This is a genomic window from candidate division WOR-3 bacterium (genome assembly GCA_039801085.1).
In the GTDB taxonomy this organism is placed as follows: Bacteria; Hydrothermota; Tepidihabitantia; order Tepidihabitantales; family Tepidihabitantaceae; genus JAOABP01.
Genome location: JBDRTY010000005.1, coordinates 58,567 through 79,794, shown reverse-complemented (window position 1 = coordinate 79,794; position 21,228 = coordinate 58,567). Strand labels below are relative to the sequence as shown.

Here is a 21,228-nt window from a genome sequence, read left to right as displayed (position 1 = left end):
TCTATTAAGGAGGCATTATGCCCATTTTCCGTTACAAGGTCCGGGACAAGGATGGTAAAATCCTTTCCGGAACCATTGAGGGCACCGATGTTGCCAGCATCACCGAGAAGCTGGAAACCTACGGCTATGTTCCGATCACGATCCGGGAGGAAAAGGGCAAGGTAGCAGCCGGTCCCCAGTTCAATCTCAACCAGCTGTTTGAACGCGTAAAACCGGTTGATCTGATCAACTTCACCCGCCAGTTCGTCACCCTGCACCGTGCCGGCCTGCCGATGCTCACCGCTATCACCGCCCTGCAGGCGCAGACCAAGTCCAAGGCGCTTGTCCGGGCGCTGGATGCGATCCGCAAGGACCTGATGGGTGGTGCCTCGCTTTCGGTGGCGATGGCAAAGCATCCCCGGGTTTTCAACGAGCTTTATGTCAACTCCATCTGGGCGGGAGAAACGGGCGGTGTACTTGACGACATCCTTGACCGGCTGGTCATGCTCTTGGAACACGACCGCAAGCTCAAGTCCGATGTCGGCAGTGCGATGCGCTATCCGATCATCCTGATGGTGTTCTTCATCATCGCAGTTGCGGTCCTGGCAACATTCGTTCTGCCGAAATTCGTCTCGCTGCTGACAACCGTCGGCGGTAAGATGCCGCTTCCGACTCAAATCCTGATCATGGTCACCAGCTTCATGGGCAAGTACTGGTATCTGCTCGTCCTGCTGATCGCCGCGGTCGTCGTTCTCTTTTACATGTTTATCCGGACCAGCGTCGGCAGAATGTGGTGGGACCGGCTCAAGCTCCGGCTGCCGATCTTCGGACCGATCATCTACAAGATGGCACTCTCCCGGTTTGCCCGGATGTTCGAAACTCTGGACCGCACCGGTCTGCCGATCCTGCGCAGTCTCAACCTCGTCTCCAAAACGATCGGCAATGTCTATCTTGCCCAGGCGGTGGATAAGCTGGCGGAGAGCGTCCGCCGGGGCCGGGGTATTGCTGCCCCGATGCGCGAACTGGGAGTCTTTCCGCCGATGGTCGTCCAGATGGTTGCTACCGGCGAGGAGTCCGGTGCACTGGATGACATGCTCAAACAGATCTCCGACTACTTTGACAGCGAAGTGGAGTATGCGGTCAAGAACCTCACCGGCATGATTGAACCGATCCTCATTCTCTTCATGGGTGTCGGTGCGGTGTTTCTGATCGTTGCCATCCTCATGCCCTACATGGCGATTCTCACCAGCTTCGGCTCCTCGGGCGGTTACGGCGTACACTGAAAAAAATGTAAAAAAAATGCCGGTTCGGTTTCCCGAGCCGGCTTAATTTTTCTGCCGCCATTCAATCAGACATCCAGATTTTCCACCTTGCGGGCATTCTTCTCAATAAACTCCCGTCTCGGTTCCACCTCTTCCCCCATCAGCATCCGGAAGACCGCATCCGCCTCGGTCGCATCCTCCATCGTCACCTGCTTCAGAGTCCGGGTCTCAGGATTCATGGTTGTCGCCCAGAGCTGTTCCGGATTCATCTCCCCCAGCCCTTTGAACCGGGCGATCTCCAGGCTGTCGGATTTGAGTCTCTTGCGGAAATTCTCCAGCTCCTCATCGCTGTAGAAGTAGTGCTCCTGCTTGCCGTGCCGCACCCGGTAAAGCGGTGGCTGGGCGATATAGAGATACCCCGCCTCAATCAGCGGCTGCATGAACCGGTAGAAGAAAGTCAAAAGCAGAATTCTGATGTGGGAGCCGTCAACATCCGCGTCGGTCATGATGACAATCCGGTGATAGCGTGCCTTTTCCGGGTCAAAGTCATCTTCGCCGATCCCGGCGCCAATGGCGGAGATGATCGCCCGGATCTCATTGTTGGAGAGAATCCGGTTCAACCCCGACTTCTCGACATTGAGAATCTTGCCCCGCAGCGGCAGCACCGCCTGAAACCGCCGGTCCCGGCCCTGTTTGGCTGATCCGCCCGCCGAGTCACCTTCCACGATGAACAGTTCGCTCTCCGCCGGGTCCTCAGAGGCACAGTCCGCCAGCTTGCCGGGGAGGGTATCCGACTCCAGGAGCGACCGGCGCCGGGCGAGCTCCCGTGCCTTGCGGGCTGCCAGCCGTGCCTTCGCCGCCGCAATCACCTTCTCAACAATCCGGTTTGCCACCCGCGGATTCTCCTCAAAATAGGCGGACAGCCGGTCATTGACCACCGTCTCCACGACACTCTTGGCTTCACTGTTGCCCAGCTTGGTCTTGGTCTGCCCCTCAAACTGCGGGTCGGGAATTTTTACCGAAACGACCGCAGTCAGCCCCTCCCGCGTATCCTCACCGGCAAGCTCAATTCCCTCCTTGAGCGCGCCGCTCTTGCGCGCATAGTCATTGATGCAGCGGGTGAGCGCCGCCTTGAACCCGGAAAGGTGGGTTCCGCCCTCATGGGTGTTGATCGTATTGGCAAAGGAGAAGATGCTCTCCACATAGCCGTCGTTATACTCAAACGCAACCTCAACCTCCATCCCGTTCCGCTGTTCCTCAATCACGATCGGCTTGTGGAGCCGGTTCCGCCCCTGATCCAGATAGGCAACAAAGTCCGCCAGCCCGCCGGGAAAGTGGAATGTCTCCTCCTTGCCTGAAGGCTCATCCACCAGTTTAATCGTCAGATTCTTGTTCAGATAGGCGAGCTCCCGGAGCCGGGTCGCCAGAATGTCATAGCTGAACTCCACCTTCTTGAAAATTCTGGCATCAGGCTTGAAGGTGATTTTTGTGCCCCGCTTTTTTGTCTTGCCGGTAACCTTCAGTTCACTCTTGACATTACCCCGTTCAAACTCCATCCAGTAAACCTTGCCCTCGCGGTAGACCTCGGCGATCAGATACTCGGAGAGGGCGTTGACGACCGAAACCCCGACGCCGTGCAGCCCGCCCGAAATCTGATAGACCTTGTGCTCAAACTTTGCCCCGGAATGGAGCACGGTCAGCACCACCTCCAGCGCCGGCTTCTTCTCAATCGGATGGATGTCCACCGGAATCCCCCGGCCGTTGTCCTCAACCGAAACCTCAGTTTCGCTGTGCAGGGTGACGGTAATCAGGTCGCAGTAGCCGGCAAGCGCCTCATCGATCGCATTGTCCACCACCTCGAAGATCAGATGGTGCAGACCCCGGGTTCCGACATCGCCAATATACATTGCCGGCCGGTGCCGGACCGCCTCCAGCCCTTTCAGAACATGAATCTGTGCTGCATTATAGGTTTCTGCCATTACTGTATCTTATCAAACTGGCGGGTAAAAATCAAGTGGCAGAACTACCGCTTCAGCACCAGCCGGATTTCGGTTACCAGTCCGGCGCCGATGTGTTCTGCCACCTTCTTCAGAATTTCGTTCTTGAGATAAAACAGCTGGGTCATCCAGGCAGGTGAATCTACCGCGACCAGCAGCGTCTGCCCCTCAATTCCCAGCGCCCGGGTGTGCCGGGCAATTGCCGGTCCGACAATCTCGGACCACTGCACCACCGCCTGAAATGCTGCCACCTTTTCCGCCAAGCCGATTTCCCTCAGCACTGCCGGCAGGCTTTCAGCAATGCTCTTGAAACTGGTTCGGCGTTTACCGCCCATAGCTTTTATTTATATTACAGATTTCCAGCCCGTTTCAAGCCCCGCTTTAAAAAAGAGGGCAGGGTAAAAACCCTGCCCTGAGTTGTCACTCGGCTTTTAGTGCGTGACGACAATCGTGCCGGTCTCACTGCTGCCTTCTGCTGCAAACCGGAAGAGGTAAACACCAGCAGGCACCTGCGCGCAGTTCCAGACCGCACCCGTTGCACCCCGAAGCCGGCTCACCTCTCTGCCCGTAATGTCCCGGATTACCAGTTCGGCACTCCCGGAAGCCGGCTTTGCCCAGCTGAGGTGTACGGACCCCTGCGCCGGATTCGGATTCACCCGCACTAAACTCCGGCTCAGACCGGTTCTCCCCTCAGCAATACCGGTGGTATTGTCCCAGGAGTCAAACCACAGGTCCAGAGGTCCGACCCCGGCATAGAGGACGGCGGAGTAGTTGTTGCCGCCTGTAGTCTTCCAGCCTGCTGCCGGCGCAAAGTTACCGGTGTGCCGGTAGTCATTCACCTTGATCGGCATCGTCCAGTTGGTATCACCCGAACACCAGGTGAACATCAGCGACTCCGAAGGCACAATCGCATAGGCGACTGTGGGCGGTCCACCGTTATGCAGCGTGGCGATACTTGGCATCTGCTCATCATTGTCCGTATCCAGATGGCCGATCCCGGCATCGCCACCATAACTGAACACGGTATCATTACCTGCCGTGTAGTAATAGAAGACACCCAGCCCCTTGCCGTTAAACGGGTCCATATCCCGGACATGAACAAGCCAGAGCGTCTGACTGCTGCTCCGGGCACCGAGCACACCATCAAACACCCGCACCGTCGGTGCCCCCACCTGCCTTGACTGCTCCCAGCTCGTGCCCCGGTCGGTGCTGCGCTTGATCCGGAACGAGGCCGAGTCCACCGAACTCAACCGCTTGTCGAGATATGAGACATGAACCCGGTTGTTGTAGCCGACCGCCACATCCGGCTTGGGCGGGACCCGGGTGTCAACCACAAACAGTCCCGGCGTGGTCCAGTTCTTGCCGTAATCAGTGGAACGGAAAAGCCCGACATTGTATTGACCGTTGCGATACTCATAGGTGACATAAAGATAATAGGGGTTGCTGTTGTCCCGGCAGGCGGCAAGATTGACCACCGTATCGGCATCCGCCTTGACCGCAAAGATCGCTGCTCCGGATGTCAGCCCGAAGCGGGCGCAGTAGATATCGCCATTATTGGCGGAGGTGCGCAGAAACAGAAAGACAAAGCTGGAATCACCCTCTGCTACCACCAGTTCCGGTGATGACAGCACATTGCCCGAGTGGATAACCCCGTTCCAGTTGCTCCAGGTGCTGCCGTTATCAGTGGAACGGTAGATACGCATCGTGTCGCCGTTTGGCACCACAAACGCCGCAAAAAGGGTGCCGGTTGAAGTCTGGTCATAGGCGATCATCCGCTCACTGCCAGGCGAAGACGGCGACCGCAGACCACCGCTGTAAACCCTAATGTCCTGACCCCAGAGCGGTCTCGGCTCTGCCGGATTACCCTGATCACTCATTTCCAAAACCTGCGGTGGTTCACCCTGCGCCGGTGCTGCCGGAGTCTCAACCCTCCCGGGCGGGACATCCGGCTCATTTACCATTCGGGTCGGCACTGCCGATTCCGAAGACCTTGAATTGTAAAATGCCGGAACATCATCCGGACGGGCAGCACTGGAAGCATTGCGCTCCGTTGTTACTGCCAGGGCGATACTCAGCATCAGCCCCACACTCAGCATTACTATTTTTTCAGCCATTGCTACTCCTTGTTTAATTTTACCCGGCGTAACATCTCAACCCCAAAAGGTGAACATCACGGCGGGCAGAATCATTATAACACTTTCCCGCATTTTGTCAATAAACTACTTCCCCTATGATTAGAGTCCGAACCCGGGCAGAATTTCACACCCGGTTTGATCTGCCAGATCAGTAACCCGCAGGTTTTCATGAGCTTGGGGAAAAAAATTAATCCCCGATGCCGGCAGGAGAGGGGGCAGTTCCCATGACGGTAAAGGCATCACCATCACCAAATTCTGAAACTGTGTTATTGACTTTTAACCAGTTTATCATATAATTCAGTCTTAAAACATTTGTGCAGACCGAACAGCAGCAAAAGGAGTTCATATGGCACATAAAAAAGGCGGCGGAACAGCCAAGAACGGCCGGAACAGCCCGGGTCAGCGGCTGGGTATCAAGGCGTTTGCCAGTGAACGGGTGCGCACCGGCGCAATCATCGTCCGCCAGCGCGGAACGAAGTTTCTGCCGGGGAGAAATGTCGCCCGGGGCGGCGATGACAGCCTCTACGCCCTGACCGACGGGTTTGTCCGGTTTGAATGGGTGAACCGGAACAAGCAGCGGGTCTCGGTGATTCCGCTGTCAAACTGAAATGAAAATCAAATGGCTCGGTCATGCGGCGTTCGCCCTGACCGCCGCTGACGGCACCAAGCTCATCACCGACCCTTATGTACCGGGCGCATATGATGGTGCGGTCAGTTATGACCGGATTACCGAGCGTGCTGACGCCGCCACGGTCAGCCACGATCACGCGGATCACAATGGCGCTGAACTCCTGCCCGGCAGACCGCCGGCGCTGAAGGGAACTGGACCCTTCACAGTCAAATCGGTGAAAATTACCGGCATTGAAACCTTTCACGATCCGTCCGGCGGAGCGGAGCGCGGGAAAAATACCATCTTTATCATAGAGATTGACAACCTGCGGATTGTCCACTGTGGTGATCTCGGGCATCTGCCGGATGAAGCAACAGTCAGGGCGCTGGGCAGGGTTGACATCCTGCTCGTGCCAGTGGGCGGACTGTTTACCATTGACGCCAAATCGGCAGTCAAGCTGGTGGAGCGGGTGAAGCCCAGACTGGTGATTCCGATGCATTTCAAGACCCACAAACTCGGCTTCCAGATCGCCGGGGTTGAAGAGTTTGCCCGGCTTGCCCCGCAGGTCCGGCGGCTCGGCAGATCCGAGATTGAGATTACCCCCGAAAATCTGCCTCAGGAGACTGAAACCTGGATTCTGGAGCCGGCACTCTGATGCGCACCATCCCGTTTGATCAGATTCGCGACACGGTTGCCCGGCTCTGCATTGAGGCAAACTGCATCCTTGGTGAGGATGTGGTCCGCGCGCTGGAAAAGGGACGGGAGATTGAAGAGAGCCCGACCGGCCGGGAGATCTTAAACCAGCTGCTGGAAAATCAGCAGATCGCCCGGGAGGAAATGATGCCCATCTGCCAGGACACCGGCTGGGCGGTTGTCTGGCTGGAGGTGGGTTCGCAGGTAAAAATTGAAGGTGGCGAGCTTTACGATGCGATTCAGGCCGGGGTCGCCAAGGGTTATACTGATGGTTATCTGCGCAAGTCAATTGTTGCCGACCCGCTCCGACGCAAGAATACCGGTGATAACACCCCGGCAATCATCTACACGGAAATTGTCCCGGGTGACCGTCTGAAGATCACCGTCCAGCCCAAGGGGGGCGGCAGTGAGAACATGAGTGAGATAAAAATGCTCTCAGCTGCGGATGGTGTGGCGGGTATCAAGAAATTTGTTGTTGACCGGGTGTGGCGCTCGCAGGCAAACCCCTGCCCGCCGGTGATTGTCGGTGTCGGTCTTGGCGGCACATTTGAAAAATGCGCCCTGCTGGCAAAACGGGCGCTGCTGCGGGAAATCGGCTCCCTCCACCCGGACCCGTTCTATGCCCAGCTCGAGCAGGAACTGCTGGAGGAGATCAATAAACTGGGCATCGGTCCCCAGGGTCTGGGCGGCAGGGTAACCGCGCTGGCGGTATTCATCGAAGCCTTTCCTTGTCACATCGCCACCCTGCCCTGCGCGGTCAACATCAACTGCCATGCCGCCCGGCACAGAAGTGCGGTAATTTGAATCATGAGTCAGATCAAAAACATTATCACTCCGCTTACCGAAGAGGCAGTAAAAAGTCTGCATGCCGGTGATGCGGTGACCATTACCGGCACGATCTACACTGCCCGCGACCTCGCCCACCAGCGGCTGGTGGCTGCGCTCCAGAATAACGAAACTCTGCCCTTTGACCTCCGCGGGGCGGTTATTTACTATGTCGGACCCAGCCCGGCAAAACCGGGCCGGCCGATCGGCTCCTGCGGACCGACCACCTCCTACCGGATGGATGCATATACGCCTGCTCTCCTTGCCGCCGGACTCAAGGGTATGATCGGCAAGGGCAACCGCTCGCCGGCGGTGATCGAAGCCCTGAAAAAATACTGCGGAGTCTACTTTGCTGCGGTCGGTGGCGCCGCAGCACTGCTGGCACAGCGGGTGCGTTCAGCCCGGGTCATCGCCTATGAGGAGCTGGGACCGGAAGCCCTGCAGGAGCTGGTAGTGGAAAATCTGCCGGTGATTGTAGTCAACGACTGTTATGGAGCTGACCTGTATCAGGAGGGCGTGCGCCGCTACAAAAAGGAGGGCTGAAAAATGGCAAAACGGACATCCAGAACGGGAAAAAAGAAACCGGTTGAGGCTCAGCCCGCAGGCGAATTTGTTACCATCTATGTGATGGGCGAAGCCTATCAGGTGCCGAAGGAGCTGACGATCATGAAGGCAATGGAGTATGCGGGCTACCGGTTCATCCGCGGCTGCGGCTGCCGGGGCGGATTCTGCGGCGCCTGCGGCACCGTCTACCGGACCCGCGACTCCTACAAACTCAAGGTTGGACTTGCCTGTCAGACGGTGGTTGAAGACGGAATGTATCTCACTCAGATTCCCTTCTACCCCGCCAATAAAAAGGAGTATGATATCAGCCAGCTCCAGCCCGATACTCAGGTGCTGGTCCGTCATTATCCCGAGCTGATGCGCTGCATCGCCTGCAACTCCTGCACCAAGATCTGCCCGCAGGATATCGATGTCATGGGTTATATCCAGGCGGCAATCCGCGGTGACATCGCCCGCGTTGCCGACATGTCTTTTGACTGCATCATGTGCGGACTGTGTGCCAGCCGCTGTCCGGCAGAGATCGTCCATTACAATGTCGCTCTCCTGGCACGCCGACTCTACGGTGCCAAGATCGCACCTCGGGCCAGCCATCTCGTCCGCCGGCTTGAGGAAATAAACTCGGGCAAATTTGAGCCCGGACTGGACCGGCTCACCCGGATGAGCGAAGCGGAACTTTCCCGCCTTTATTACCAGGAGCGGGATATCGAACCGGAATAGGAGGCTTGAATGTATCCACCGTCGATGCAGGAATCAATCCGGAAGCTGGAAGCAACCCGGCAGGAGCGCATCCGGCAGGGCAAAATCCCTCTGCTCGATGCTGAGGCGAAAAAGGCACTGCTCAAATCCTTCCATCCTGACTACATTGAGACCAGCATGCGGCAACTGCAGGTCGGTCCGAACAAAGGTGACCGGACCCCGCATGAACTCGCGGATGTGCTGGAAGCCTGGCCGCTCGTTGACCCGAAACGGTTTGATCCCGCCCGCCCGAAGTTTACCGTTGATGTGCTGGTGATCGGTGGCGGTGGTGCGGGTGTTGCCGCTGCCCTGACTGCTCAGGAAAACGGTGCCCGGGTACTGCTTGTCACCAAACTCCGGCTCGGCGATGCCAACACGATGATGGCGCAGGGTGGAATTCAGGCCGCGGACAAGGAAAACGACTCCCCGGAACGCCATTATCTGGATGTCCTGGGTGGTGGCCATTTCAAGAACATCCCGGAACTGGCACGGGCGCTCGTCACCGATGCGCCAGGCATCATCGCCTGGCTTGAGGAGCTGGGGGTGATGTTTGACAAAAAACCCGATGGCACGATGATCACCATCCACGGCGGCGGCACCTCGAGAAAGCGGATGCATGCCTGCCGGGACTACACCGGCGCCGAGATCATGCGCACGCTCCGGGACGAATTCCGCAACCGCCGGATTGAGGCGCTGGAGTTCTGTGCGGCACTGGAACTCTTAACCGACGACCAGGGCGCCTGCTGCGGTGCGGCGTTTGTCAATCTGGATACCAACGAGCTGTTTACTGTCCGGGCAAAGACGGTCATCCTTGCCACCGGCGGCTGTGGCCGGCTCCACATTCAGGGCTTCCCCTGCACCAACCATTACGGCGCTACCGCCGACGGCCTGGTCCTCGCCTATCGGGCTGGTGCCCGGCTGGTGTTCATTGACACCATCCAGTATCACCCGACCGGTGTCGCCTATCCCGAGCAGATTGTCGGCCAGTTGATCACCGAAAAGGTGCGCGGGCTTGGTGCCCATCTGGTGAATGTCCAGGGCAACCGGTTCATTTACGAGCTGGAAAGCCGGGACATCACCGCCTCGGCGATCATCCGCGAATGCACCGAACGGGGCAACGGCGTTGTCACCCCGACCGGCCGGGTCGGTGTCTGGCTGGACACCCCGCTGATTGAAATCCTCAAGGGCGAAGGTGCGGTCAAGAAGAACCTGCCCGCGATGTATCACCAGTTCGCCCGGTTCGGCATCTACATGGACAAAGAGCCGATTCTGACCTATCCGACCCAGCATTACCAGAACGGTGGAATTCTGATCAACGATCAGGGGGAAACCGGGGTTAAAAATCTTTATGCGGCTGGGGAGGTTGCCGGCGGCATCCACGGCCGGAACCGGCTGATGGGTAACTCCCTGCTGGACATCCTCGTATTCGGCCGGCGGGCAGGCAGGTCGGCAGCGGAAAAATCAAAAACTGTCAGCTTTGACCAGACCGCGGGATTTCATCATCTTCAGAAATTTCAGGCTGAACTCAAAACTGCCGGCATTCCTCGGGACCGCTGCGCACCGATCCTCTTCCCGGAATACCGCCGGCCTGAACTGCAGACTCCGTTTGTTTTCGCCGGCTGATCGCACGCCCTAAAATAAGGACTGGGCCGTGCAGGACTCGAACCTGCGGCCACCGGGTTAAAAACCAGGTGCTCTGCCAACTGAGCTAACGGCCCGAACTTGACATGCAGTGCCGGAGGCCGGAGTCGAACCGGCACGACCCTGACGGGTCAAGGGATTTTAAGTCCCTTGCGTCTGCCCATTCCGCCACCCCGGCGCCCCAGTTTTCAAGAGGCGGCACGGGGATTTGCACCCCGGAATTGCGGTTTTGCAGACCGCTGCCTTGCTGCTTGGCTATGCCGCCAGATTATGATGAAAAAAGCGGGAGACGGGATTTGAACCCGCGACCCCCACCTTGGCAAGGTGATGCTCTACCAGCTGAGCTACTCCCGCATCTGGCCCCAACCGGAGTCGAACCGGTGCCTTCACCTTGAAAGAGTGATGTCCTAAACCGCTAGACGATGGGGCCGGTCCAGTTGCTACCGCCCTATTAAATATAACCATCAGACCGGGCTCCGTCAATAACTTCTGACCAGCCGCCAGTCCTTCGTCTCCGGCTGTTCGGTAATCTTGTCCCACAGCTCCTGAAACAGCGTCTGCTGCCGTGACTGGACATAGTTTTCCCGGTTCAGCACCGGCCGTTCATTTGCCTGTTTACTGTCACACCGGATAATGTAATAGCCCCAGTTGGTCATGATCGGCCCTGCGGTCTCACCCGGCTCCAGCGCCAGCGCCGCACCGACAAATTCCGCACCCCGTCGTCCCCGTGCCATGATATCGGTAGTGCCATTGACTACTTCATGAATCAGTTCCACCCGCGGATTCTGAGCTGCATAATCCTCCAAACTCTTCCCCTGCTTCAGTGCCTGACGCGCTGCCTGTGCCATTTCACCGCACAGCTTCTTTTCCCGCTCCTGACGCAGCCGCCATTTCACCGCCTCCTTCACCTGCTCAAATGGCACCGGCTGTGTCGGCACAATCCGCTCCAGCCGGAATACATAATAGCCATAAGGACCGCGCATCGGTATCGGCATGATCTCGCCAACTTTTGCATCTGCTGCCCACGCCACCAGCTCACCCGGATTGTAAATCTGAACACTCCAGTTGAGCCGTTTCCTGCCAACAACCCGTGCCGGGGTCTGTCCCACCATCAGATTCATCCGCAGTGCCACCGAATCAAATTCACCTGCAGCCGTCTGTTCCATAAACTCCCGGATTTTATCCTGGACCGCCAGCTCCCGCGCCTCATCCGGCTTTACCCGGGTCCGGATGCGCCGGACCCAGAAGGTATCGTTCCGAGCGCTGTCCAGCAGAATGATCTGCCAGCCATTGCCGGTTGCCAGCGGCCTGGTGAAACTGCCCGGCTTGAGCCGGCGGACAATCGACTCCACTGGTGGTGCAAACTGTTCCTTGGTAAAGGCAACCGATACTGTATCCGGTTCATAATCGCCAAACATCAGCCCCGCCATTTCGAAGCTGTCCCGCAGACCGCCGGTATCTGCCGCCAGCAACCGGCGATACGCCTCATCAATCCTTGCCCGCGCCGCCTGCGTATCCTCAGGAGTAATGGTGAAGGGGAAGAAGGCAAACTTCAGCTCCCGGATTTCCTCCTTGGGCTGAAAATCGCGGCGGTGTTTGTTGTAATACGCCCGCAGTTCAGCTTCGGAGGGTTCATAGCTCCGCTCCGAATCGCTGAGCGCTGTCGGTCCGATATACAATGCGGTCACAGTTGCCACAGTATTCGCAAGATTTATCGTCTGCTCCACCTCATTTCTGGGCACGAGGATCGCACCGGCGACATAAAGCTGAAGCTTCTGGGGCCGGAGTTGCTCGTAAATTTCCCGGGCATACTGGGCAAAGAAGGGACGGTTGTTCGGATTGGCAAGCGCCTGCCGGTACTTGTTCGTATCAAACTTACCATCGGTCATCAGGTCCGGATGATTCAAAAGCCCCTGAGGGGGGAAATTACTGATAATCCATTCCAGTTCGCCCTCAGTGATGTCCAGTTTGGTCTGTTTGAAAATTTTCGCCCAGGTAAGTTCGGTCTCCAGATGGTTCCAGGCCAGATGCTCAATCCGGGTTTCATCCTCATTGGTCAGATCGCGAAACATACTATCTTTGTGATACTTACCAGCAATATACTGCCGCACCTGCCGGTATTCCTCAAGGCTCACCTTATAATCCCCCACCTGTCCGACCACTCCGGGCGGAACGCTGTGCCGGGATTTCCGATCGCCCCGGCGGATCAGATTCCAGACTTCGCTCATCAAAAAACCGGCGATAAATGTTACCGCCACAATAATCATAATCACCTTTACTCTCTTCCGTAATGTGCTCAGCATAATGGTCTATTTTAATGAAAATTTCCCCACAAGTCAATTTGGCAAGCTTGCATTTCTTACGGTTGTTGACTTTTAACTTCACCAGCCTAATATACTGTTTCAGCGATGAATGAGCAGCTAAACGAGGTTCTACCCCTCGTCACCAAACCAGTCCGCTACACCGGCGGCGAATACAACGCCTATTATACCGGCTCGGGCAGTGAGCAGGTCCGCTGGGTGCTGGTAATGCCCGAGGTTTATGAAATTGGTATGTCCAACTACGGCCTCAGAATACTGTATTCCATTCTCAACCGCCTGGATGGAGTCAGCTGTCAGCGCTCTTATGTTCCCTGGCCCGACTTTGGCGATCTGCTCCGGGCAAAACAACTGCCGCTTTATGCCCTGGAATCAGGACAGCCCCTGAATGAGTTTGACATCATCGGCGTTTCGCTCCAGAGCGAACTTTCCTACACCAACCTGCTCTATCTCCTTGATCTCGCCCGTGTCCCGCGGCACCGTTCTGAACGTGGCGATTCCGATCCGCTCATTATTGCCGGTGGACCCTGCACTGTCAATCCGCTGCCCCTGGTGGATTTTGTTGATGTGTTTGTCATCGGTGACGGCGAGGATGTGGTACGGGAAATCAGCGCGGTGTATGCCGACTGGAACCGCAAAAACCGGGACGAACTTCTATCCCGCCTTGCCCGGCTCCGGGGTCTGTTTGTCCCCGGCTATACCGACATCCGGAACCAGCGGGTGGAACGCCGTATTGTATCTCAGCTCCGGGAGGAAGACTTTCCTTTCCCGCCCATTGTCCCGATCTGTGAAATCACCCACGACCGTCTCACCGTCGAGATCGCCCGCGGCTGTGGCCGGGGTTGTCGGTTCTGCCAGGCAGGCATGATCAACCGCCCCGTCCGATTCCGTGATGTGGACCAGATCGTCCGGCTGGCGGAACGGGGAATCCGTGCCTCCGGGTGGGAGGAAGTTTCCCTCCTTGCCCTCTCGGCTCTGGATTATCCCTATCTGCTGGAGCTGGTTCAGCGGCTGAATCAGCGTCTGTTCAGACGACGGGTTTCCATCTCCCTGCCATCAACGCGTGGTGAGGACTTCACTCCGGAGCTGGCGATCAATCTGCAGGAGGTAAAGAAGGCAGGCTTGACCTTTGCACCGGAAACCGCCTCTTCCCGGCTCCGCTCATTTATCAACAAGAATATTTCCGAAATAAAAATTCTGGAGTCAATCCGCAATGCTCTGGATGCCGGCTGGGGCGGAATCAAACTCTATTTCATGATCGGACTGCCGGGGGAAACCGAAGAGGATGTCCGGGAGATTGCCCGGTTCGTCCTCGAAGTCGCCCGGCTGTGCCGGAGCCGGACTGTGCGTTTCAACCTCACCCCGTTCATCCCCAAACCCCACACCCCGTTGCAGTGGGCAGGATTCGCCGACATTACCGAAACCCGGGAAAAGATCGCTCTGCTCAAGGACATGCTCTCAAGGCGCAATATCAAGCCCAAATGGGAGAATCCGGAATGTTCCTGGGTTCAGGCGCTGCTTGCCCGGGGAGATGAAAAACTGGGTCAGGTGATTGAACGGGTATATGAGGCCGGAGGCATCTATCAGGAATGGACCGAGTTCTTCAATTTCACCCGCTGGCAGGAGGCACTTGCCGCCTGCGCTGTCGACCCGAGTCCCTACCTTAAGGAACAGCACCCGGCAGCACAACTCCCCTGGGAATTCATTAATGTCGGAGTCAGCCGGCAGTTTCTTCTTCAGGAGTTTGAACGGGCAAAGGCTGGGATTGAAACCCCGGACTGCCTGACCGGAGGCTGCACCGGCTGTGGTGCCTGCAATAGTCCAGCACCAGAACGCCCGCATCCGCCATCGAGCACAGCCAATACATCCGGTTTCGGCCACCTCAATGCCGGAACGATAGAACAGCTGAAAAAGCGGCTACGGTTGAAATATGTGGTTGATGAACCGTTTCGTTTTGCCGCTCATCTTGATCGTGTCCGCGCCTTCTACCGTTCACTGCGCCGGAGCGAACTTCCGGTTCTATACACCCGCGGCTTTGCCCCAAAACCGATGCTTTCCTTCGGACCACCCCTGCCGGTCGGCGTGCTTTCGGATGGCGAATATGTCGATCTGTTTCTTGACTTTCAGTATTCGGGCAACATCGCCCGCGACCTCGGGCCATTTTTGCCCCGTGGCATCCGGATCGTTGCCGCCCAGGCGGTTCCCCGGAGTGCGCCATCCCTCGGCGAACTGATCAATCTCGGTCGATATGAAATCCGGATTCCGCCGGCACTCACCCTGCCTGAAAATCAGCCACTTCCCGCCGGAGTCCGCCGCCTTCAGGTACGGTCCGATCGCACCCTGCTGCTTGACCTGACCATCGCACCGGGCGTTAAACTGTTCCCGGTGGTGGCAGCTCTCCTGGGCATCACCGAATCGGAGGCAAGAGCTCTGAAGGTAAAACGCCTGGACTGTCTCATTTTCTCCGACGGCTCACTGCGGACTCCGCTGGGCGAAAACATCACTTGATCGGGGAGGAAGAATGAAAGTAAGAACGAAAATTGTCATCAGTGCCAATGAATGGGAAACCAGAGTTGCGGTCTTTGAACAGGACCGGCTGGTTGAGTTCTACATTGAACGGGCAGAACAGCAGAATCTCGTCGGCCGGATTTACAAGGGAAGGGTAGAAAATGTGGTCAAGGGCCTGCGTGGTGCCTTTGTCAACATTGGTCTGCGCAAAAACGGTTTTCTGCCCCTGACCGAAATTCCGGAGTTTGATATCCTGGAAGGTGATGAAATTGAAGAGGCGGACACCGGCACGAGCCGGAGCCGGGTACCGGAAAAACTGCCCGCCCGCACGATCACTCTGCGCGAAGGTGAGGAAATCCTGGTTCAGGTCGTCAAGGACCCGTTTGCGGAGAAGGGTGCCCGACTGACATCACTGGTCTCGGTCCCCGGTCGTTACCTCGTTTACTTTCCCAACGCTCAGCGAATCGGCATCTCCCGCCGGATTGCCGACCGCCGTGAACGGAGCCGGTTGCGCGATGCGGTCCGCCAGTTCAAGAACCCGCAGGCCGGTCTGATCATCCGCACCGTAGCACAGGAAGCTTCAGTTGATGACCTGAGGCGGGAATACCAGGAGCTGGAACGAACCTGGGAGGAAATCAGACAGAAGGCAGAACAGCACAGTGCACCGGCGCTGCTTTATGAAGAACCCTCAATCGCCCTCAAGGTCGTTCGTGATCTCCTGAGTGAGCAGGTGGAAAAGGTGCTGGTGGACTACGAACCGGTCTATCAGCAGCTGCTCAGCTATGTCAGCCGGGTAGCACCCCGTTTCCGGCGCCGGATTGAACATTATCAGGGTGAAGTCCCGCTTCTGGAATTCACCGGTGTTGAAGCGGAACTGGAACGGCTGTTTCACAAACGCATCTGGCTCAAGGGGGGTGGTTTCATTACTATCGACCAGACTGAGGCGATGGTCGCTATTGATGTCAATACCGGCCGGTCCGCCCAGGAGGAGGACCCGGAAAAACTGATCTTTGAGACCAATCTGGAAGCGGCCGCGGAAATCGCCCGCCAGATCCGGCTGCGCGATCTTGCCGGATTGATCATCATTGATTTCATCGACATGCAGGATCCGAAAAACACCGAACGGGTAGTACAGGAACTGAAGAATCATCTGGCACATGACCGGGCAAAATCGGATTTTTCCAAAATGAGCCGGTTCGGATTACTGGAGATGACCCGGGAACGAACCCGGCCCGGAATGATGTATCTGCTCTTTGAAACCTGTCCGGTCTGTCAGGGATCAGGCCGGGTGCGTTCTCGGTCCGAAGTGGCAATGCGGATTGAACGCCTCATCCTCACCCGGCTCCCAAAACTCCGGGGTCGAAAGGTCCGTATTCTCGCTTCTCCCATGATGACCGAATTCCTCACCACCGAATGGTTCGAACGACTATCTGAGTTTGCCCGGCGCTACGAACTGGCAATTGATGTCAAAACCGATTACCAGTTGGCACCAACCGAATTCAAGCTTCTTACTGAATCCGGTTAAACACCGATCTCATAAACTTTCTGACGCGAGTGGGTGCCCGCCACCAGCCGGACCGCGGACTTTGGTACCCGGAAAAAGGTGGCGAGCAGTTCTGCGGCTGCCCGATTCGCCCTGCCTTCAACCGGTGGTTCCCGGACCGCAACTATCAGACTTCCATCCGGATTACGCACAACCTGGTTCTTGGTGGAACCGGGCTTCACCCGAACCTTGACCCGCACCATTCACAATTCCTGAAACCGCAGAATCGGCACCCGGACCGGATTGATATTTATCAGGTCACTCTTGAACCGGTCCTTGAGCTCCTGCTTCTTCCCGGCGTTCCAGCCGGAAACCCGGGAAAAGTACCCGGTCACCCGCGTGATGTAGTCTACTTCGGCTGAATGGCAGTAGGGACAGGTGGCATTGAGACCCCGGCTCGTCCGGTGACACCGTGCACAGGTCGTGAACTCAGGTGAAAAGGCAATCTGGGCATTCCGGGTCCGGTGATAGGTCTTAAGCACAAAATTGGCAATCGCCTCCTTTGGCGGCCGGGAATCTGCCAGCCAGACATGAGTCAGCGCGCCCGCCTCAATCATATCGTGAAACTTGCCCTCAAGGTAAACCCGCTCAATCGGATCGATCGCCGCTCCGATATTCAGATAGGTGGAGTTCGTATAATAAACCGCTCCGGACTGCAGATCGCCCTTGACCACCTGCTGTGCCTGCTCCGGATAGAGCTCCAGATCCAGCTTTGCCAGCCGGAACGCCGTTGACTCAGCCGGAGTCTGCTCGATAACCAGTCGCATTTTGTGTTCCGCTGCCAGACGCCGGCACTCCAGATTGAGAAACGCCATCACTTTCAAACCGAACCTGAACGCCTCCTCGCTTTCATGGAGCTCCTTGCCCAAGTGATACTGCACCATCTCATTCAAACCCAAAACGCCGACAAGATAGGTCACCCGGTGCATCCGCAGATAGGGTTCGCCATCCGCATCCATGGTCAGCAGCGCAAGCGGTCCCTCTGACTTCAGTGCCAGAAGCTTTTCAATGAAAGTCCGCTTCTCTTCGTGCGCCCGGGCAACCATCTCCATCCGCTCCCGCAGAAGTGAAAACAGCACCTCATCATCATGATTGGCAAGAAAAGCCACCCGGGGCAGATTGATCGTCACATTCTGCAGTGCACAGTAGCGCATCTTCCATGGGGTTCTGGCATCATTCATATCATGCTCATCCAGCTTGAAACTGAGCCGGCAGCACTCACTGATCTTGGCGGTCTTGCCCCGGTCAAAGACAAAATAGGTATTACCCTTCTCGGCAGCGACATCGGCGATATGATTGAGAAAATCCTGATAATGAGGGGTCCTAAAGAAGTTCTCGGTGATATGGACGAGCGGTTTGGGGAAGAAAAACGGCCGACCGGAACCGTCACCGTCCCGGTAAACATCAAATATCGCCCAGACAAACCGCTGTGCCTCGTTCAGATACTCACCATATTTCTTGCCGGTATACTCACCACCAGGGCCGATTGCCGGCACCTCGGCAAAATGTGCCGGCATCTCCCAGTAAAGATTAATGTCGGAAAAGATCGCCTGACCACCCCGGGCAACATTCTGCTGGGAATACTCAAAAACCAGCATCTGCGCCAGCTGGTGAATCTCCTTGTCACTCATCCCGACCAGAAATGGTGCGAAAAAGATGTTAACCGCATCCCAGCCGATCGCCCCGGCAAAATGCCCCTGCAGTGCTGCCGAAAATTTGACCATGTGCGCCAGAAGCGTCTCCGGATGGCGCGCCGGCTTTGCCATTGATAACGCATTCGGCAGATTGAGCCCGAACTTCTTCACATACTCCAGTGACTGCCCGGAGCAATAAGGTCGATTGATAAAACCTAGGTCATGCAGATGGATATCACCACGGGTGTGAGCATCGGCGATATCAGCATCAAATACCGAACTCAGGGCAAACTGTTTCAATGTCCACTCAGCAAGGGTCATATTCGTCGCCTCGGGATTGTGCGGGGTATTTGCGTTCTCCCGGTTCTTGTAGAGAATCAGATTCTCCACATCAGCAATCGGTACCCCAAGCCGGGCATGGCGCCGTCGCGCCTCTTCCAGTCCCCGCTCCACCAGCTTGGCATTAACCAGTTCCCGCACCAGACTCGAAGTTACCCTCCGGACATTGGCATCTACAATCATCTCCTCAACCTCCCGGGCGATCTCCTCGGCAATTTCCGGTTCCAGCCCGGCCTCACGCACCAGTGCCCGGCTGATCCGCGAACGGTCCCACTTCCGGATCGTATCATCGGAAGAGCGGACAAACAGGGCAAACTCGGTTGTATCGCGCTTGCCGAACAACATGGGCTTAACCCGCACCGCCTCCAGCCGCCTTGCCCGCGCCCGCTCTTCCCGTTTCAGAATATACGCTTTGGCAGTCTGGGCATGACCGTATTCGACCAGCACCTTCTCTACCGCATCGCCGATCTCCTCAACCGTCGGAATGTGCGGACCACGCTGGGCGTAAAGGTACTCTACCACCCGTTCTGCCAACCAGCGGGCGCGATTGTAGTCCTCGCCCCCGACCGAACGGGCAGCATTGAAGATCGAACCGGCAAGTTTGTCAATGTCAAAATCCACCAGCTCGCCGGAGCGCTTCTGCACTTTACGAAAATGCCATTTATTGGGCCGCCCCTCGTCAGACGGATTTCCCCCTGCTGCCGGCAGCCGCGCCTGCTGCAACTTGGGTTCCTGGTGATTATTCTCCTCTGACACCTCTTGCCTCCTTCTTTATTTTTCTCAGCTCCTCAACAAACTGTTCTGGACTGGTAAACTGCCGGTAGACTGACGCAAACCGGACATAGGCTACCGGGTCAATCTCAATCAACTGCTCAAGCACCAGTTCGCCAATCTCAGCGGAACTCACTTCGACCCTGCCTTCCTCTTCCAACCGGCGCTCCAGTGCGTCCACAACCCGCTCAATCTCATTTCTGCCCACCGGCCGCTTCCGACAGGCAAGCACAATACCGTTCACCACCTTCTGCCGGTCATATGGCTCATGCCTGCCATCACGTTTAATCACCATTAAAGGCATTCGCTCTACATACTCATAAGTTGTAAACCGCCTGCCGCACTTTAAGCACTCCCTTCTGCGACGGATCGCATTCCCATCCTGAACCGGCCTCGAGTCCAAAACCTTATCCTCTTCACATGAACAGTATGGACACTTCATATAGATTAATTATATATTATACCACAATATATAGCATGTCAAACATAATAATTAATCAATCACCCATCTGTAATTTATTGATAAAAATATATTTGTGTTAGCTATGCCGAATACTTCAGCATAATAGAAAATTACGCAATAATCAAGGTGTATATTGCATAAAATAAGCTACTCAACTTGTTATCCACATATTTATCCACATTTTTTCAACATTGGTTAGATTTTAAACGACAAGGTGGTCGTAACCGGTAATTTTCAGTGGAACTATTTTGTTTTCTCCTTTTTTAATATAAAAACCTCTGCCCTTTTCCACCCTGCCAATCCTTGTGATCTTTACACCCTTAACAATTGACGGCGGGCTACTTCTGCAGGTAAACAACAGTTCATAATCCTCGCCTGCGCTCAGGGCGAACTCTAAAGGGCTCCTCCTCTGTTCTTGACACAATTGAAGCGTCACCGGATGAATCGGCAACCAATCCGGCTCGATCACAATTTTAACCCTGCTCTGAGTACTCAGCTGCCGGGCGTCGGTCCCCAGACCATCTGAGGTATCAATTAATGCCGACATCCTCAACCTCAGAGCGCGCATCACCTGCAGTCTGGGTACGGGACAAAGATGACGTTGAACCGCCAACCGTATTCCTGCAGTATATGCCGGTAATCTTGCTCTTCCGGCAAGTATCAGTCTGCCGGTCTCGGCAAGCCCGGTATAACCGGTCAGATAAAGGTAATCACCGGGTTGCGCCCCGGAACGGAGCACAGGTACCGCTGCTCTGCCCAATGCGGTTAGTGCGATCACCAGCCGGTCTAAAGCGATGATGTCCCCGCCACCGATCTCACACCCCATCTCTTTGCATATCCGCTCCAGCCCCTGGTACAACTGCCTTATCGCACGCAAATCTGTTTCCTGCGGTACCGCCAGCCCCACCAGCAGCACCTTGGGCTCACCGCCCATCGCCACTACATCAGAAAGCGCAGCACATGCACATCTTGTGCCCACATCATAATAACTCATATAACTTAAATCAAAATGCACCCCTTCGGCGTAGGTGTCTGTAGTCAGAACCGTACTGCCATCCTTCAGAATCAGAGCGTCATCACCAATCCCCAGCTGAAGATTACCCCGGCTGTGGACCTGCCGCTGAATTATTCTGATCAGTCCTTGTTCTCCTAACTGGTTAATTCGCACTACCTATGATATCAAAGACCGGCTTAATGGGCAAGAAGAAAAA

Annotated in this window: 17 protein-coding genes and 5 tRNA genes; 9 read left to right on the top strand and 13 right to left on the bottom strand. The window is 56.2% G+C overall.

Translation table 11 applies throughout. From position 1 onward, the window contains the following. Positions 1–17: 17 nt before the first annotated feature. Positions 18–1,262, top strand: a complete 1,245-nt coding sequence (locus tag ABIK48_08295) for a type II secretion system F family protein (protein ID MEO0022152.1) — start codon at positions 18–20, stop codon at positions 1,260–1,262. Between the two features lie 65 nt (positions 1,263–1,327). Here the strand turns inward: ABIK48_08295 and gyrB are convergent, their stop codons facing one another. The 3 genes from gyrB to ABIK48_08280 form a co-directional block, all read right to left on the bottom strand. Then, positions 1,328–3,220 (bottom strand): DNA topoisomerase (ATP-hydrolyzing) subunit B, encoded by a 1,893-nt coding sequence (gene gyrB, locus ABIK48_08290; GenBank protein ID MEO0022151.1) that lies wholly within the window; start codon positions 3,218–3,220, stop codon positions 1,328–1,330. A 44-nt stretch (positions 3,221–3,264) separates the two neighbouring features. Then, entirely contained in the window at positions 3,265–3,573 is a 309-nt protein-coding gene (locus tag ABIK48_08285) for a DUF721 domain-containing protein (protein MEO0022150.1), read from the bottom strand. Between the two features lie 96 nt (positions 3,574–3,669). Beyond that, positions 3,670–5,352: a T9SS type A sorting domain-containing protein gene (locus tag ABIK48_08280; GenBank protein ID MEO0022149.1), complete on the bottom strand. Its 1,683-nt coding sequence runs from the start codon at positions 5,350–5,352 to the stop codon at positions 3,670–3,672. A gap of 367 nt (positions 5,353–5,719) precedes the next feature. Here ABIK48_08280 and rpmA point away from each other — a divergent pair, with 367 nt between their 5' ends. From rpmA to ABIK48_08250, 6 genes are read left to right on the top strand one after another with little or no spacing between them, the layout of a single operon-like run. Next, a complete protein-coding gene (gene rpmA / locus ABIK48_08275) occupies positions 5,720–5,980 on the top strand; it encodes a 50S ribosomal protein L27 (GenBank protein MEO0022148.1) in 261 nt (86 codons plus the stop codon). Position 5,981: 1 nt separating this feature from the next. Beyond that, positions 5,982–6,638 (top strand): MBL fold metallo-hydrolase, encoded by a 657-nt coding sequence (locus tag ABIK48_08270; protein MEO0022147.1) that lies wholly within the window; start codon positions 5,982–5,984, stop codon positions 6,636–6,638. Then, the gene (locus ABIK48_08265) at positions 6,638–7,480 is read left to right on the top strand and encodes a fumarate hydratase (GenBank protein MEO0022146.1); all 843 of its coding nucleotides are present in this window, start codon (positions 6,638–6,640) and stop codon (positions 7,478–7,480) included. The genes ABIK48_08270 and ABIK48_08265 overlap by 1 nt, the downstream gene beginning before the upstream one ends. Before the next feature lie 3 nt (positions 7,481–7,483). After that, on the top strand, positions 7,484–8,044 hold the full coding sequence (locus tag ABIK48_08260; GenBank protein MEO0022145.1) for a Fe-S-containing hydro-lyase: 561 nt from the start codon (positions 7,484–7,486) through the stop codon (positions 8,042–8,044). Positions 8,045–8,047: 3 nt separating this feature from the next. Then, a complete protein-coding gene (locus ABIK48_08255; protein MEO0022144.1) occupies positions 8,048–8,782 on the top strand; it encodes a 4Fe-4S dicluster domain-containing protein in 735 nt (244 codons plus the stop codon). 9 nt (positions 8,783–8,791) lie between these two features. Further along, positions 8,792–10,423, top strand: coding sequence for an FAD-dependent oxidoreductase (locus ABIK48_08250; GenBank protein MEO0022143.1), 1,632 nt, complete (start codon positions 8,792–8,794; stop codon positions 10,421–10,423). A gap of 22 nt (positions 10,424–10,445) precedes the next feature. Here the strand turns inward: ABIK48_08250 and ABIK48_08245 are convergent. The 6 genes from ABIK48_08245 to ABIK48_08220 all read right to left on the bottom strand — a co-directional run bounded on the left by ABIK48_08245 (position 10,446) and on the right by ABIK48_08220 (position 12,744). After that, positions 10,446–10,518, bottom strand: a tRNA-Lys gene (locus tag ABIK48_08245). Positions 10,519–10,533: 15 nt separating this feature from the next. Then, a tRNA-Leu gene (locus ABIK48_08240) sits at positions 10,534–10,619 on the bottom strand. Between the two features lie 15 nt (positions 10,620–10,634). Further along, positions 10,635–10,706: transfer RNA gene (locus tag ABIK48_08235), tRNA-Cys, on the bottom strand. A 16-nt stretch (positions 10,707–10,722) separates the two neighbouring features. Further along, a tRNA-Gly gene (locus tag ABIK48_08230) sits at positions 10,723–10,795 on the bottom strand. Between the two features lie 3 nt (positions 10,796–10,798). Next, positions 10,799–10,871 (bottom strand) — tRNA-Glu (locus ABIK48_08225). A 49-nt stretch (positions 10,872–10,920) separates the two neighbouring features. Further along, on the bottom strand, positions 10,921–12,744 hold the full coding sequence (locus ABIK48_08220) for a peptidyl-prolyl cis-trans isomerase (protein MEO0022142.1): 1,824 nt from the start codon (positions 12,742–12,744) through the stop codon (positions 10,921–10,923). Between the two features lie 105 nt (positions 12,745–12,849). Between ABIK48_08220 and ABIK48_08215 the strand changes: the two genes are divergently transcribed. Both ABIK48_08215 and ABIK48_08210 read left to right on the top strand, forming a co-directional pair. Further along, positions 12,850–15,267, top strand: a complete 2,418-nt coding sequence (locus ABIK48_08215; GenBank protein MEO0022141.1) for a TIGR03960 family B12-binding radical SAM protein — start codon at positions 12,850–12,852, stop codon at positions 15,265–15,267. A 13-nt stretch (positions 15,268–15,280) separates the two neighbouring features. Further along, complete coding sequence (locus ABIK48_08210; protein ID MEO0022140.1) at positions 15,281–16,792, top strand: Rne/Rng family ribonuclease; 1,512 nt, start codon at positions 15,281–15,283, stop codon at positions 16,790–16,792. Here the strand turns inward: ABIK48_08210 and ABIK48_08205 are convergent. The 4 genes from ABIK48_08205 to thiL all read right to left on the bottom strand — a co-directional run bounded on the left by ABIK48_08205 (position 16,789) and on the right by thiL (position 21,185). Next, positions 16,789–17,013, bottom strand: coding sequence for a DUF167 domain-containing protein (locus tag ABIK48_08205; GenBank protein MEO0022139.1), 225 nt, complete (start codon positions 17,011–17,013; stop codon positions 16,789–16,791). The genes ABIK48_08210 and ABIK48_08205 overlap by 4 nt on opposite strands. Beyond that, the gene (gene nrdD / locus ABIK48_08200) at positions 17,014–19,539 is read right to left on the bottom strand and encodes an anaerobic ribonucleoside-triphosphate reductase (GenBank protein ID MEO0022138.1); all 2,526 of its coding nucleotides are present in this window, start codon (positions 19,537–19,539) and stop codon (positions 17,014–17,016) included. It abuts the gene before it with no gap. Then, positions 19,523–19,996 (bottom strand): transcriptional regulator NrdR, encoded by a 474-nt coding sequence (gene nrdR, locus ABIK48_08195; protein ID MEO0022137.1) that lies wholly within the window; start codon positions 19,994–19,996, stop codon positions 19,523–19,525. Before nrdR ends, nrdD begins: the two co-directional genes overlap by 17 nt. Before the next feature lie 223 nt (positions 19,997–20,219). Next, positions 20,220–21,185: a thiamine-phosphate kinase gene (gene thiL / locus ABIK48_08190; GenBank protein MEO0022136.1), complete on the bottom strand. Its 966-nt coding sequence runs from the start codon at positions 21,183–21,185 to the stop codon at positions 20,220–20,222. Positions 21,186–21,228: the final 43 nt, after the last annotated feature.